Source organism: Candidatus Portiera aleyrodidarum BT-B-HRs, from assembly GCF_000300075.1.
Taxonomy (GTDB): domain Bacteria; phylum Pseudomonadota; class Gammaproteobacteria; order Johnevansiales; family Johnevansiaceae; genus Portiera; species Portiera aleyrodidarum.
The window spans coordinates 313618-327970 of sequence record NC_018677.1 but is presented as its reverse complement, the minus strand read 5'-3'; the positions used below and the strand labels follow the sequence as shown (position 1 = coordinate 327970).

General features: G+C 25.1%; 9 protein-coding genes, 1 tRNA gene and 1 other RNA gene. 4 read left to right on the top strand and 7 right to left on the bottom strand.

Annotated elements, in window-relative coordinates; translation table 11 throughout:
- Window positions 1-7: 7 nt before the first annotated feature.
- Both C530_RS01355 and C530_RS01350 read left to right on the top strand, forming a co-directional pair.
- The gene (locus C530_RS01355) at window positions 8-952 is read left to right on the top strand and encodes a homoserine kinase (RefSeq protein WP_014895157.1); all 945 of its coding nucleotides are present in this window, start codon (window positions 8-10) and stop codon (window positions 950-952) included.
- Window positions 953-958: 6 nt separating this feature from the next.
- Window positions 959-1969, top strand: a complete 1011-nt coding sequence (locus C530_RS01350) for an AI-2E family transporter (protein WP_014895156.1) — start codon at window positions 959-961, stop codon at window positions 1967-1969.
- A 6-nt stretch (window positions 1970-1975) separates the two neighbouring features.
- On the opposite strand, the gene C530_RS01345 is transcribed toward C530_RS01350, so the two are convergent.
- From C530_RS01345 to hisG, 7 genes are all read right to left on the bottom strand, one after another.
- Window positions 1976-2048 (bottom strand) — tRNA-Thr (locus C530_RS01345).
- Between the two features lie 3020 nt (window positions 2049-5068).
- Entirely contained in the window at window positions 5069-7618 is a 2550-nt protein-coding gene (gene mutS / locus C530_RS01340; RefSeq protein ID WP_014895155.1) for a DNA mismatch repair protein MutS, read from the bottom strand.
- 2037 nt (window positions 7619-9655) lie between these two features.
- The gene (gene mraW / locus C530_RS01335) at window positions 9656-10714 is read right to left on the bottom strand and encodes a 16S rRNA (cytosine(1402)-N(4))-methyltransferase (protein WP_014895154.1); all 1059 of its coding nucleotides are present in this window, start codon (window positions 10712-10714) and stop codon (window positions 9656-9658) included.
- Between the two features lie 24 nt (window positions 10715-10738).
- An RNA gene (rnpB, locus tag C530_RS01525) (RNase P RNA component class A) lies at window positions 10739-11090 on the bottom strand.
- Window positions 11091-11099: 9 nt separating this feature from the next.
- Window positions 11100-11483 carry a 30S ribosomal protein S9 gene (gene rpsI / locus C530_RS01330; protein WP_014895153.1) on the bottom strand — a complete coding sequence of 128 codons (384 nt, stop codon included), beginning with the start codon at window positions 11481-11483 and terminating at the stop codon, window positions 11100-11102.
- A gap of 26 nt (window positions 11484-11509) precedes the next feature.
- A complete protein-coding gene (gene rplM, locus C530_RS01325; protein ID WP_014895152.1) occupies window positions 11510-11938 on the bottom strand; it encodes a 50S ribosomal protein L13 in 429 nt (142 codons plus the stop codon).
- 15 nt (window positions 11939-11953) lie between these two features.
- On the bottom strand, window positions 11954-12580 hold the full coding sequence (gene hisG, locus C530_RS01320; protein ID WP_014895151.1) for an ATP phosphoribosyltransferase: 627 nt from the start codon (window positions 12578-12580) through the stop codon (window positions 11954-11956).
- Between the two features lie 76 nt (window positions 12581-12656).
- On the opposite strand from hisG, the gene C530_RS01315 reads away from it, so the two are divergent.
- A complete protein-coding gene (locus tag C530_RS01315) occupies window positions 12657-12920 on the top strand; it encodes a hypothetical protein (RefSeq protein ID WP_014895150.1) in 264 nt (87 codons plus the stop codon).
- 7 nt (window positions 12921-12927) lie between these two features.
- Window positions 12928-14349: an Asp-tRNA(Asn)/Glu-tRNA(Gln) amidotransferase subunit GatA gene (gatA, locus tag C530_RS01310; RefSeq protein WP_014895149.1), complete on the top strand. Its 1422-nt coding sequence runs from the start codon at window positions 12928-12930 to the stop codon at window positions 14347-14349.
- The last annotated feature ends 4 nt before the right edge of the window (window positions 14350-14353 follow it).

Genomic DNA, 14353 nt, shown 5'->3' with positions numbered 1-14353 from the left:
ATATTATATGGCTGTATTTACTAAAATAAAAAAACAAAAATTAAGTTTATTTTTAAAAAGTTTTAATATAAAAAAACAAATAAAATTTAAAGAAGTAAAACAAGGAACAGAAAATTCAACATTTTTTATTCAAACAGAAACTAAAAAGTTTGTATTAACCTTATTTGAACAAGGTTCTTATAAGGATTTAACGGGGTTTATAGACTTATTAAAATTTCTTTATGAACATTGTTTACCAATAGCAATGCCTTTAATTGATAAAAATAATATAATAATAAAAAAGTTATCTGGTAAACATGCTTTATTGTTTCCTAAGTTGTATGGTATACACCCAAGAACACAAAATATTGAACAATGTTCTATTATAGGTAAAACTTTGGGAAGATTACATTCTATTTCTAATAAATTTAAATTAAAAAAACAAAATTTAAGAGATATTAATTGGATTGTTTTAAATTACTATAAAGTAATATCTTTATTAACTAAAGAAGATCAAGAGTTAATGTTTAATCAAATTTATTTATTAAAACATATAGTAACAAACTTACCACAAGGTATTCTGCATGGTGATTTGTTTAGAGACAATACATTATTTAATGGTAACAATATTTGTGGGTTAATAGATTTTTACAATGGATGTACAGGGGATTTAATTTTTGATTTAGCAATTTTAATAAATGATTGGTGTAGTGATCAACATGGGAATCTTTTAGAAGATAAATATAAAGCAATATTAAATCATTATGTTCTTGAACGGCCTTTTACAAAGGAAGAAGTATATATTTTGCCAAAAATGTTACGGTTAACAGCTTTGAGATATTGGATTTCTCGTTTATTAGTTAAAAATATTTTTCCTGTTACTCATAATTTAAGACATAAAGAACCAAAAAAATATAGAGATATATTAGTTTCTCATTGTAAAAACAAATACCCTCTTTATTTTAAAAATTGAATCTTTATGAACAATTATATGTTGACAAGAGCTACCGTTATAAGTTTATTAATTTATTTTATGGGTTTGTTATTAATCTTTCCTTTGCATCTTTTACCTTGTTTATTATCTGGTTTATTTGTATTTGAATTAGTTAAGGCAATTACACCTTTGTTACAAACATTAATCCCAGTAAATAAAGCCAGATTAAGTTCAGTAGTTTTATTAGGAGCCAGTATAGTAACTATTTTAAGTTTATTTTTTTTTACAGTTATTAGTTTTATTTTACAAGACATAAAAACACCTGATAATTTAATTCAAAGATATATGTTAATTTTTGATAAAGCTAGACATCAATTGCCGCATAGTGTTGTCATTTATTTACCAGAAAGTGCAGATGAATTAAGTCAAATTATAAATGAATTGATATATAAGCATGTAAACGAACTTCAATTTGTTTTTGGATGTGCCATTCATACTTGTTTTTCATTATTATCAGGTATGATTTTAGGAGCAATAATTGCTTTACAGGATATTCCTGATATTAAATCACTTACTCCGTTAACTTATGCTTTATTACAAAGATCTATTACTTTAAGTAACGCTTTTCATAACGTAGTTTTTGCACAACTAAAAATATCTTTAGTTAATACATTGTTAAGTTCTATTTTATTATTAATCTGTGCACCTTGTTTAAATGTGTATATACCGTTAACAAAAACGTTAATATTAATTACATTCATAATGGGGTTAATACCTTTAATAGGAAATCTTATTTCGAATATATTGATTTTTATTGTATCACTTTCAGTATCTTTGTGGACTGCAGTTATAGCACTTACTTATTTAATAGCTATTCATAAATTAGAATATTTTTTAAATGCTCGTATCATAGGTTTGCGTATTAACTCAAATGCATGGGAATTATTATTTGCTATGTTATTTTTTGATGCAGCATTTGGTTTTTCAGGTTTAATAGCTGCTCCTATGTATTACGCGTATTTTAAATGTGAATTGACAAATGAAAAAGTAATATAATTAATTTACCGGAGATAGGAATTGAACCTATTACCTTCGCATTACGAATGCGGTGCTCTACCATATGAGCTACTCCGGCTTATATATAATATAAACTTAATAGCATATAGCAAAATTTAAAATGAACACGTTAAAATAACCTGATTAGACGTAGCTGTTTTAATTTTTATACTGATAATTTCGTAGTTAAATTCTATAAGTTTTATTTTCGTATTTATTGGTATGATATCAACGTAAATATAAAAAATACAACAATAAGAAAAATGTTAGTTGTTGAAAAGAAAGTAAAAGTATAAAAAAAGGAATAAAAAGTAATTGAAAGTTGTATTAAGAAAGAATATAAAGTGGTTTAGCAAAATAATAAAGAATAGAAAGCTTTGAAAAAAAAATGCATATATGTGATTGTTTTCTACAGCTATTCATCTTAATTTAAGAAAAAAAATAGATGCATTAACTAACTAAAGTTAAGACCAGCTTTAAGAAAAATAGCTATTAGCTATTAGCTATTAGTGATTAGTGATTCTTATACTATATTAACTGGATAAAATCAGTTACAATCATCACAGCACACAATTACTTTTTGCCATCATGTATTAGCTTAAAATTAAAAGCTATTTAGAGCTTATTTACGTATTTTTAGATTGGCGGAAAATAATAAATATATTACCTTTAGGATATGATCTGCTGTAACTACATATTCAACTTGAATTTGTGCCTTAATTAAAAAGCTACTATGTTTTGATCTTATAAAAATTTTTCGATGCAGTAAGTGATAGAGATTTTGCATTTACATCGTTTTCAAGTGGTTTATTAATGTATTTTTATAGAATGTGTCAACCAATACTATTATGGACAAACTTACATTTTTACTTTTTTTGACTTACCTGATTATTTATGTACAGATTCTTCATTTAAATTGGCTCAAAAAAACAACTCCATATATTACTGACTTTATTACCGCTAATACTGGTCTATGGAGCTTTATTACCGCTAATACTGGTCGTATATTACCGCTGGTACTGACTTTATTACCGCTAATACTGGTCGTATATTATTACAAATATTTTTGTTGTTATATCTAATATTTGGGTTTATCTCTCTTTATATTATGTGTTGTTTGTTGTTTGTTAGCTGTTTTTTAGTTTTGTAGTTGCAGTTAGGTGTTTTGTTATTGCTTTTTAGGTTTTCTTTTTTCGTTGTTTTCTACTAGTATTTTTCAGTTTTGTGTTATTTGTTATATTTTTGTTTAAAGTTTAGAGTTTGTATTGTTGATGGTTATGTTTGCTGTTTTGTATTGTTGATTTTTGAGTTAAAGTTTTTGATGTTTGTTATTAGAGGTTAGATTAAAAAAAATAGATTAAAAGTTGTTAGTTAATTGATGCTTTTTTGTTTAATAGTTTGTATTTGTAAATTGTTAGTTGTTAGTTGTTAGTTATTAGTTAATAGATGTTTGAGTTTTGCTTTAAAGTTGTTATTTGTTGTTGTTGTTGTTGTTGTTGTTGTTGTTATTGTTATCAGTTAGAGGTTAGAGTTGTTAGGTGTTAGGTGTTAGGTTAGAGGTTAGAGGTTAGAGGTTAGAGTTGTTAGGTTTGAGGTTTGAGGTTTGAGGTTTGAGGTGTTAGGTTAGAGTTGTTAGGTTTGAGGTGTTAGGTGTTAGGTGTTAGGTTAGTTGTTAGTTGTTAGTTGTTAGTAATTTGTTTGTACTTTGTATTTATATGTTTTGTAATATGTAATACAGTAGTTATTAGTTTAAAGCACCAAGTTATATTATTTTAAATATAGTATTTATATGTTATAACTTTGTATTTGAATTAGTTACTTCATTATTTGTTGTATTTTATTTAAGATATAAACTGATTTATATTGATACATTATAGTATAGTAGTTATATGAAAGATAATAGTAGTATATAGTATAGTAGTTATATGAAAGATAGTTGGTAGTTTTGTAGTAAATAGTTATTAGATGTTGCTAAAATTAGATGTTAGATGTTAGAAGTTGTATATATATATAATATGAAATAAGTAGAAGTTATTAAATGTTAGATGTTGGTAGTATTAAATTAGATGGTTGATGGTTGATGGTTGATGGTAGCTGGTAGCTGGTAGCTGGTAGTTAAAAATTATTGGTTTAGTTGTTAAGTTATTAGATTTTGTTAAATTAGTAGAAAGATAGAGGTTGTTTGTTAGGTAAATAGTTGTTAGAAAACAAAACAAAAAAATATGTAGTTTTATAGTTAAAATTAAGTTATTGATTATGTTAGTTAAAAAAGAGTTTGATTAAACTTGATTATGTTAGTTAAAAAAGAAGATGGGTAAATGTAAGGAGTTGTTGGAAGTAAGTGTTGGTTGGTAATTGTTTGCTGATAGTATGGGTTGATGTTAGTAGTAAGGTTTGAATGGTGTTTAGTGTTTAGTGTTTAGTGGTTGTAGGTTGTAGGTTGTAGGTTGTAGGTAGTTGGTAGTTGGTTGTTGGTTGTAGGTTGTAGGTTGTTGGTAGTTGGTAGTTGGTAGTTGGTAGTTGGTTGTTGGTTGTTGGTAAGTGTTTAGTGGTTGTAGGTTGTAGGTAGTAGGTAGTAGGTTGTAGGTTGTAGGTTGGAAAAAAAATAAAGGGTAAAAGGTTTTTGGTTAAAATAAAAAGGTTGAAAGGGGATTAAGGGGAAGGGGAAGGGAAAGGGAAAGGGAAAGGGAAAGGGAAAGGGAAAGGGAAAAGGAAAATGGAAAAGGTTTGTGCTTTTATATTAAAAGTTAAAAAGGTTGATGGTATGTTTTAAACATTGATTTTTTTATTTGTCATTAATTTAAATGGTTATTGCTTTAGAAGGTTGATTAATGTTTAATGTAATTTGTTATACTTATAAAAAGTTAGTTGTTAAGTTTAAATGCTGTGTGTAAGAAGTATTGGTATGATAGGATATATATGGGGTATATAGAAGTATGACATATAAAAGAATATTGAAGTAGATGTTTTTATAAAAGAAGGTTGTTGTTTAAGAAATTGATGATAGAATTGTAAAAAAATAGTAACTGTAAATTCTATAGTGGTTAGTTGTGGTAAAGAGTTATTTGTAAAATAAGGAAAGTTTATAAGACAAAGTTGTTAAAACATATCTTTTAGGTTTTTGAAAAAACTTTTTATAAATTTTAGATAACGTGTTAAGTCTTTATATTTAAAAGATTTTATATATTTCATTAACGTATGTCTTTTATTTAGGCTTTTTTGATGATCTTGAAAGTGCTTTATAAGATTGTTGGATTTATTTATAACGCCTTGTGCTATATTAGCCAAACTAGCAACCGACGAACTGTAACTATTGTTTGTAGCACCTTTTTGTATATTGTAAATATAACTAACTTTATTAGATTTGATGGAAGCACTAAAGTGTAAGTTTGTTATTTGTTTAAATTTTTTTGCTATTTGAGTTAAACTAAAATAATGAGTAGAAAACAACGTTAAAGCTTTAATTTGTATTATTCTTTCTAAACATGCCCAAGCGAGACATAAACCCTCTGTAGGATTAGTTCCTCTTCCTATTTCATCCATTAGTACTAAACTTTTAAAAGTTGCGGTGTTTAATATTTTAGCAGTTTCATGCATTTCAATCATAAAAGTTGATTTTCCTGCACTTAAATCATCATAACCACCTATTCTGGTAAAAATTTGATCAATAGGACCGATTTCAGCATATTTAGCAGGTACATAACTTCCAATATATGTTAATAAAACAATAATGGCAATTTGTCTGATAAAAGTAGACTTTCCACCCATGTTCGGTCCTGTAATAATGTGTATACTTTTATTATGATTTAAAAATAAATTATTAGGTACAAAGTGATGGTTAGTTGTAGATTCAATTACAGGATGTCTACCCTCCATGATTTTTATGCCTATTTTGTTTTTATTTATTATTGGTTTGCAATAATTCAGTGTTAAAGCTCTTTCAGCAAAAGTAGTAATAACATCCAACGTGGCTAGTGATTTTGATGTTTTTATAAAATAAGGTATATTACCTACAAGAACCTTTATTAATTTTTTAAAAATACTTTTTTCATATTTTATTGACTTTTCTTTTGATTCTATTAAACGTTTTTCAAAGTACTTTAATTCACTAGTATAAAATCTTTCTGAATTTTTTAATGTTTTTGTTCTTATATAATTTTTAGGAATTTTGTATTTATGTTTACGACCTTTAGGTATTTCTATAAACAAACCATGAAGCTTATTATAAGTAACTTTTAATTTTATTATTCCGGTACGTAATTTTTCTTTGTTTTCAAACGTTTTTATAAACTTTTCTGAATTAGTATAGATTTTACGCAACTTATCTAAGTTTTTATTAAAATGTGACTTTATTACATATCCATATCTAAAGGAGTTAGGAGGATTATCGACTAATGCTTCATCTAAAAGTAAAGCAATATTGGGAAAAGTAAAAATCTCTTTATGAATATAATTTAGTATAGACTTGCTGTTTTTATTTACTATTAATAGTCCCTTTAACAAAGTTTTAAGTTTAGGAAAAACGTTTAAAGCAATTTTAAATTTGATTAAATCTAAGGGCTTTGCTGTTTTTAAAGATATTCTCGTAACAATACGTTCTATATCTCCAATTTTTTTTATATATTTTTGTAAAATATCTATGAAATTATTTGTTAAAACAATCTCAACGCCTTTTTGTCTAGAAAAAACTAAATCATAATTAGTAATAGGGTTATTAATCCATTTTTTTAATAAACGACTCCCCATATGTGTCATTGTATTATTTAAAACACTAAACAAAGTATTTTCTTGTTTGCCATTAACATTTACATCAAGTTCTAAATGTTTTTTAGTAATACGATCTATTTTTAACTTATCTTTTTTATTTTCAAAAATTAAATGGTTAATATGTGCTAAATTATAAATTTTATTATTATTTATATATTGTATTATAGCACCAGCTGCAGAAACACCAGCATTAAGTTTTTTATTTATATTTTTTATATTTAGTTTTTTAAACAAAACTTTACAAGCATTGTTATAATCGAAATTAATATCACTTATAGGTTTAATTATTGATTTGTGTACGGGAAGTTTAGGTAATTTTTTATGTAATCTAGAAATTAAGAGCTCAACAGGGTTTAATCGATCTAATTCCAAACGTAAATCGTGTATATTATCAACTTCCAAAACACCAAAAGCACCTGTTGTGAATTCTAGCCAAGAAATACCCCATTTATTATTTTTTTGAATTATTGATATAATCAAATTATCTTTACTTTCATCTAATAAACTGTCTTCATATAAAGTGCCTGGTGTAATTACTCGAATTACTTTTCGTTCAAGCAATTTACTTTTCTTTGTTTTTTTTGTTTTTATTTGTTCACAAATAGCAACCGATATTCCTGCTGTGATAATACGTTTTAAATATGTTCTTAAACTATGACAAGGTATTCCTGCCATAGGAATACGTTTATTATTATATTTTCCTTTGCTAGTTAATTGAATATTTAATAAAGCAGAGGCTGTGTGCGCATCTTCAAAAAGAAATTCATAAAAATCACCCATACGATACATTAACAAAATTTTGTGATAATGGTTTTTTATCCTAAGGTATTGTGTTATTGCTGGGGTTGCATTATATATGTTTTTTTTTATTTTTGTCTTCATATTTTATTATCTTTTTTCTGTTTTGTTTGTTTTTTTTTGTTTTATGGTGTATGTTTATTTTTACTTATTTATTTTTATATGTTTCTTTAAATGTTCTTTATTTTTAATTCAGTAATAACATACCCATATCTTCCTATTAACTAACTATTCATGATTCCTGTTTACGTTTACATTTTTATTCCTTTCTGTTTCTGTAATCTGTTTATTCTTATGCCATCTCCTATATACCATGTTCTAATCTATGTTCTATTTTTCTTTTTTTATATGTTATACATATATTCTTTTCTGATTTATTACCGTTCTTTTTTTTCATCTTTTAAGTATTTTCTTATATACTTTTTTCTATTGTTTTCTTCTTTTACATGTTTTTCACTTTTTTACAACAACACATACTACTACACAACCTTTCTTCTATCTAACAACTAATAATTAACTATTTTATATTTTACAACCACAAAACACCAACCTCTTTTTAACTAAACAACTAACCCACTAACTTTTTTTTTACTAACCATCAAACCTAAACCTCTACTATCGTCTTCCACTATACAAGATAATTTGTTAAGACCTTTTAACCATCAAACCTAAACCACAACTAACAACTAACAACTAACAACCTACAACCTACAACCTACAACCTACAACCCTCAACCCTCAACCCTCAACTAACAAACAACAATCAACAATCAACAATCAACAATCAACAAAACTCTATCCTCTAAAAAGCAACTACTTAACACAAACCACAAACCACAAAACACAAAACACTAACCTATTTAAACAACAACTAACCCACTAACTTTTTTTATAACTAACCATTACCAACTAATAAACCTACCTTCCTCTAACCATCAACTAAGCTACCAATCAACTAACAAAACCATAACTTTTAAACTTTCTAGTATAACACAAACTTCTTTACTAACTAAACAATTAATAAACTTCTAACCTCTAATAAATAAACCTCAAACCTAACTTTAATCTTTAAAGCAACCTTAAACCTCTTAAAAAATAATAACTAACCTCTTAACAATAACAACTACTACCCTCTATTTTCTAATCTTCTTACATTTAAACTTATTTAATGTTATACAACTTTTTTGATCTTAAACAACAATCTTATTTAGTTTACATACAAAGTCAAAAATCTTTGCTTTAACAAACAACATCTAATAAATAATAAATAACAACTAACAACTAATAAAAGCAAACATTTTAAACCTCTAACATACAAACTACAACGTGCATTAAACAACCTTCATCTAACTTACAACTTTTTTTATTTAACCTTAAAGATAAACAACAAACATACAACTAACTAGTGAACATTTATTATACACCAATACAACATACTTTTAAAACAATTAAGTTTTTAAAACATCTTAAACAAACCAAACCAATAAATTAAAAAAAATACAAAAATACAATAACAAATATCAAGACTCAAATATAATAAACGCTTACATCTTTAATACAACATCTAACATCTAACATCTAACATCTAAAAGCTAAAAGCTAAAAGCTAAAAGCTAAAAAATTAACTAACAGCAAAAACTTTCAATTAACAACAAACATATTTTTATTATAATAACTAAACACAAACCAATTTAACAACAAAACACCAAAATCAAAACATAATCGCTATACTCTAAACAACATCTAAAAGCTTTTAAACTAAACAACTTACATAAGCACATTTTACTTCTTTTTAAACTATACAACATACTTTTGAATTGACATAACATCTAAACTAACAAATAACATCAAAACTAAAACACAAAAAGCAATAACAAAATCTAAACAGGCTAAAAACAACAAATAAAATGAATAAAAAACACATAAAACAAACGCAAATCACAAAACACAGCAAACAAAGCAAAAAAAAATATCAACACATAAATAAAAAAACATAAAATCAATTATTAGATATAACAAAAAAAGCATAAAAAAGAGTAAAAAAAAAAAAAAAAAAAAAGAAAGAACCAAAAGAGTTTAAAACTAATAGAAAAGAATACAAGTTCAAGATAAATAAAAAGTTTAAAGTTTTTGAATAATAAATATAGCAGAACAACGTGAACTATTGTTATAAAATACCTCTTCAATTGAAGGATAGATTTTATTTACTTTATTTAAAGTTGTTTTTAGTACTTTATTTACTATTTGTGATTCTAAAGAATTAAATGTAATAATTATTAACTTTTTGTTTGTTTTTAAAAGTTTTAAAGATGTAATAATGACTATTTCCAAGTTTTGTATTTCATTATTTATGTAACTACGTATTGCTTGAAAAATTTTAGTTGATGGATGTATGTGTTTTTTCTTTTTTTTATTTATGCTATTGTTATTGGTTTTTATTATTTTGTTTTTTGTTGTATTTTCTTTTATTATAATGTGTTTGGTGTTAATTGATTTAGAATGTTTGATGAATTTTTGTTTTATTTTAATAGATTTATGATGTATAATGTATGTTTTTTGTATTTTAGGTTTTGTTTTAATTAATTGGTGTTTTATATGATAGTTTGTAAACTTTAAAGTTTTTATCAAATTTGATAATTCCAAGGTCATTTTAAACGGAAAGTGATGTCTACGATTACAAATCTCTACTGTTAGTCTATACAACTGTTCATCTTCTCCATATGTTTTAAATATCTTAAAGATTTGTTTAAATTTATAATGATTTAAAAGGCAACAAGCGGTGATACCGAAAGTATTGTTTATTCTCATATCCAAAGGACCATTTATAAAAAAACTAAAGCCTCTTTTATAATCCTTAATTTGATATGTAGAAATTCCTAAATCTAATAAGATGCCTGAAACAATTCCAAACAAGTGTTTTTTTTTGGCTATGATTTCTAAATACTTAAAATTGATATTGATAAAACTAAACCTTTTATCTAAATAGAATTCTAAATTTTTAACCAATGTTTTTGTATTTAAGTCATTATCTAGTGCAATTAACAGACCATTTATAGACAATCTATTTAAAATTTGTTTACTATGGCCACCCAAACCCAAAGTACAATCAATATATAAACCATCTTTATTAGTTATCAAATAATCAATTGCTTTATTAAAAAACAAACTTTTATGTGTCATATAGATTTATGTATCTAATGTTTATTATTAACATATAATAAGCCGGATCCTGTTTTAATTACAGTCATTTATCTAATATATATATTTCTACATATATTTATGCAACCTACCAGAATTGTTTATAAAAAAAAAGAGCTCTTTAAATTCTTATTTAGTTTTACTCAAAGTGGGGTTTACATAACGAATTTGTTTCCAAATACGTGGTATGCTTTTACCAAACCTTTTCACCTTTATCTATAAAAACCAATAGATTGTATTTTTTCTTGTGCACTTTCCGTCAAAAATTTTTGCCCAGCAATTAACTGGCACTTTTGCTCAAAGAGTCCGGACTTTCCTCTTATAAAAACTTATTATAAGTGACTGCATAATTATGTTAAAAATAAAATTATCGTTTTGAAAATTGTGGAGATTTTCTTGCTTTTTTAAAACCAATTTTCTTTCTTTCAACTTCTCTTGAATCTCTCTTTAAATAACCATTTAGTCGGAGTTTATAACGTAAATTATTATTATAAGCTACTAAAGCACGAGAAATTCCATGTCTTATAGCTTCAGCTTGTGATTTAACACCTCCACCATTAACAGTAATTTTAATATTAAAAGTGTTTACATTATTTGTTAATTCTAAAGGTTGAATCATTAGATAATAGAGATTTATGTTATGAAAATATTTTTTTAAGGTGTTGTTATTTATTATAAATTTACCATTACCTATTTTAAGAAATACTCTTGCACTAGCTGTTTTTCTACGTCCTGTACCATAAAAATACATAAAAATATCCTTAATACTTTAATAAATTAAATTAACAATTCTAAAGGTTGTTGAGAAATATGTGGGTGTTGTTTTCCTTTATAAATTTTTAGTTTTTTACTAATCAATCTACCTAATGAATTTTTTGGTAACATACCTTTAACTGATTGTTTAATTACTTTTTCTGGATTTTTTTTCATCAGTTCTAATAGAGTTGTTTTACGTAAACCACCTGGATATCCTGTGTGATAATAATATTTTTTTTGTATTAATTTATTTCCAGTTATTTTTATTTGATCGGCATTTATAACAATAATATTATCTCCAATATTTAAATAACTATTATAAATAACTTTATTTTTACCTAATAAAAAATGAACTATTTTAGTAGATAACCTACCCAATTTTTTGTTATATGCATTTATAATATACCATTCTGTTTTTAAATCATTAATTTTAACATTTAAAGTTTTCATATTTATTATTCCTTCTTATATAATAGATATTAATAATTCTATTAATGGATTTATGGATTTATATTTTATAATCATAGATGTTTTATTTACAATTAATCTAGTACTTATATTTTTTATTAATGTTTTTGGCTCCATTCCATTTTCTTTTAATGTATTACCTGTATCAACAATATCTATAATTTCCTCTGCTAAATTCATAATAGGTGCCAATTCCATTGCGCCATATAATTTTATAATATTTGCTTTAATACCTTTACTTGCATAATATCTCTTTGCTATATTTACAAATTTAGTTGCGACTTTACGAGTTGTATTTTTTACATTAAAACCAATTAGTCCTGCTGTCATTAATCTGCATTTAGAAATCTTAAAATCTATCGGTTCATATAAACCTTTTGACCCATTTTCTAATAAAACATCCTTCCCTACAATACCCATATCAGCTGCACCTAATTTAACATAAGTAGGCACATCTATAGCTCTTAAAATTATTAAATTTAAATATTTTTTTTTAGTATTAAATAATAATTTTCTATTGTTTTCTACAGATTCTATAGGAATTATTCCTGCTTTTTTTAACAATGATAAACTTTTAAAAAGGATACGTCCTTTTGATAAAGCAATTACTAAAGGCTCTATCATATATTTATTCAACCAAAATAAGAGTAAATTTAAAAAAGTATATTATATAATATTATTATTTTAAGGAAAAGGCTATATGAAAATAAATAACAAGTTGTTATATAGGTTATCTAAAATTAAAACAAAAAAGATTAAATTAAAAACGTTTATAAATAGAATAGTAAAAAAAATAGTTAATATAAAATTAATAAAAATTAAACCGATTACAAATACATTAAATGCTAAAACTTATGTTGGGTTACGAAAAGATCAAGTAAAAAGCAATAATAAGCTAAACACGTATATAGGATCTGCACCTAATAAAAATAATTATTTTATAATAATTCCTAATATTTTTTAATATTTATATGACAATCGTTGATATTATAAAAGGATTAAAAAACAAACATTTTTCTTGTTATGAATTAATAAAATTTTTATTAACTAAAATTAAACAAACCAATAAACATTTAAATTGTTTTATTACTATAGACTATAAAAAAGCTCTAAAGCAAGCAAATCAATGTGATTTCTTACGTAAATTTAATCAAACAAATGAGTTGTATGGAGTACCTATAGCGGTTAAAGATCTATTTTGTACAAAAGGTCTTAAAACAACATGTGGTTCTAAAATGTTAAAAAACTTTATTCCAACATATAACTCTACTCTTATTGAAAAAATTCAACATGCTGGTCTTATAAATATAGGTAAAACTAATATGGATGAATTTGCAATGGGTTCTTATAATGAACATAGTTTTTTTGGACGAGTAAAAAACCCTTGGAACTTCAACTTAGTCTCAGGTGGATCTTCTGGAGGATCAGCTTCTGCTATATCTGCATGTTTAATACCAGCTTCTTTAGGTACAGATACAGGAGGATCTATAAGATTACCTTCTTCTTTTTGTGGTATTACTGGCTTAAAGACTAGTTATGGTTTTCTTTCAAGGTATGGTATTATTTCTTATTCATCTAGCTTAGACCAAGCGGGTCCAATGGCTCATACAGTAAAAGATTGTGCAATCTTATTAAATATTATTTCTGGTTGTGATAAGTTTGATTCTACAAACATAAATTTTAAAACTGATAATTATTTAAAATATATAAATAAATCTATAAAGGGGAAAAAAATAGGATTGCCAATAGAATATTTTAAAAATCTAACTTCAAACGTTTCTTGTATTACACAAGAAGCAATACGCGTTTTTTCAAAGTTAGGTATAAAGTTTATTGATATTAGTTTACCTTATATCGACTCAGCAATTTCCGCTTATTATATTATAGCATCAGCTGAGGCTGCTTCTAATTTATCAAAATATGATGGCATAAAATATGGTTACTATAAAATAAATCCTAAAACTATAGAAGAACTATATGTTAATACTCGTACAAATGGATTTGGTAAAGAGGTAAAAACTCGTATTTTATTAGGAACATATTTTTTAAATAAATCTAATCTTTTTATAAAAGCAAAAAAAATTAGAAAACTCATTTATAATAACTTTATAAAACTTTTTAAAACTGTTGATTGCATCATATTACCTACAAATAATTATATTGCAAAACAAACTCAAAAAAAGAACAATTTAAATATACAAGAAGACATCTACACAATATCAGTGAATTTGGCGGGCTTACCTGCAATTAATATACCTATTGGTTTTGTTAAAAATTGTCCTATTGGGTTACAAATAATAACACCTCATTTTACTGAGCATCTATTGTTAAACATAGCTCATTGTTATCAAAAACATACACATTGGCATTTAAACTATCCGAATAGTTTGTAAGGTT

Coding starts and splice junctions, on each gene's coding strand:
- C530_RS01355 (WP_014895157.1), top strand. CDS start 8: ATGGCTGTATTTACTAAAATAAAAAAACAAAAATTAAGTTTATTTTTA.
- C530_RS01350 (WP_014895156.1), top strand. CDS start 959: ATGAACAATTATATGTTGACAAGAGCTACCGTTATAAGTTTATTAATT.
- mutS (WP_014895155.1), bottom strand. CDS start 7,618: ATGAAGACAAAAATAAAAAAAAACATATATAATGCAACCCCAGCAATA.
- mraW (WP_014895154.1), bottom strand. CDS start 10,714: ATGACACATAAAAGTTTGTTTTTTAATAAAGCAATTGATTATTTGATA.
- rpsI (WP_014895153.1), bottom strand. CDS start 11,483: ATGTATTTTTATGGTACAGGACGTAGAAAAACAGCTAGTGCAAGAGTA.
- rplM (WP_014895152.1), bottom strand. CDS start 11,938: ATGAAAACTTTAAATGTTAAAATTAATGATTTAAAAACAGAATGGTAT.
- hisG (WP_014895151.1), bottom strand. CDS start 12,580: ATGATAGAGCCTTTAGTAATTGCTTTATCAAAAGGACGTATCCTTTTT.
- C530_RS01315 (WP_014895150.1), top strand. CDS start 12,657: ATGAAAATAAATAACAAGTTGTTATATAGGTTATCTAAAATTAAAACA.
- gatA (WP_014895149.1), top strand. CDS start 12,928: ATGACAATCGTTGATATTATAAAAGGATTAAAAAACAAACATTTTTCT.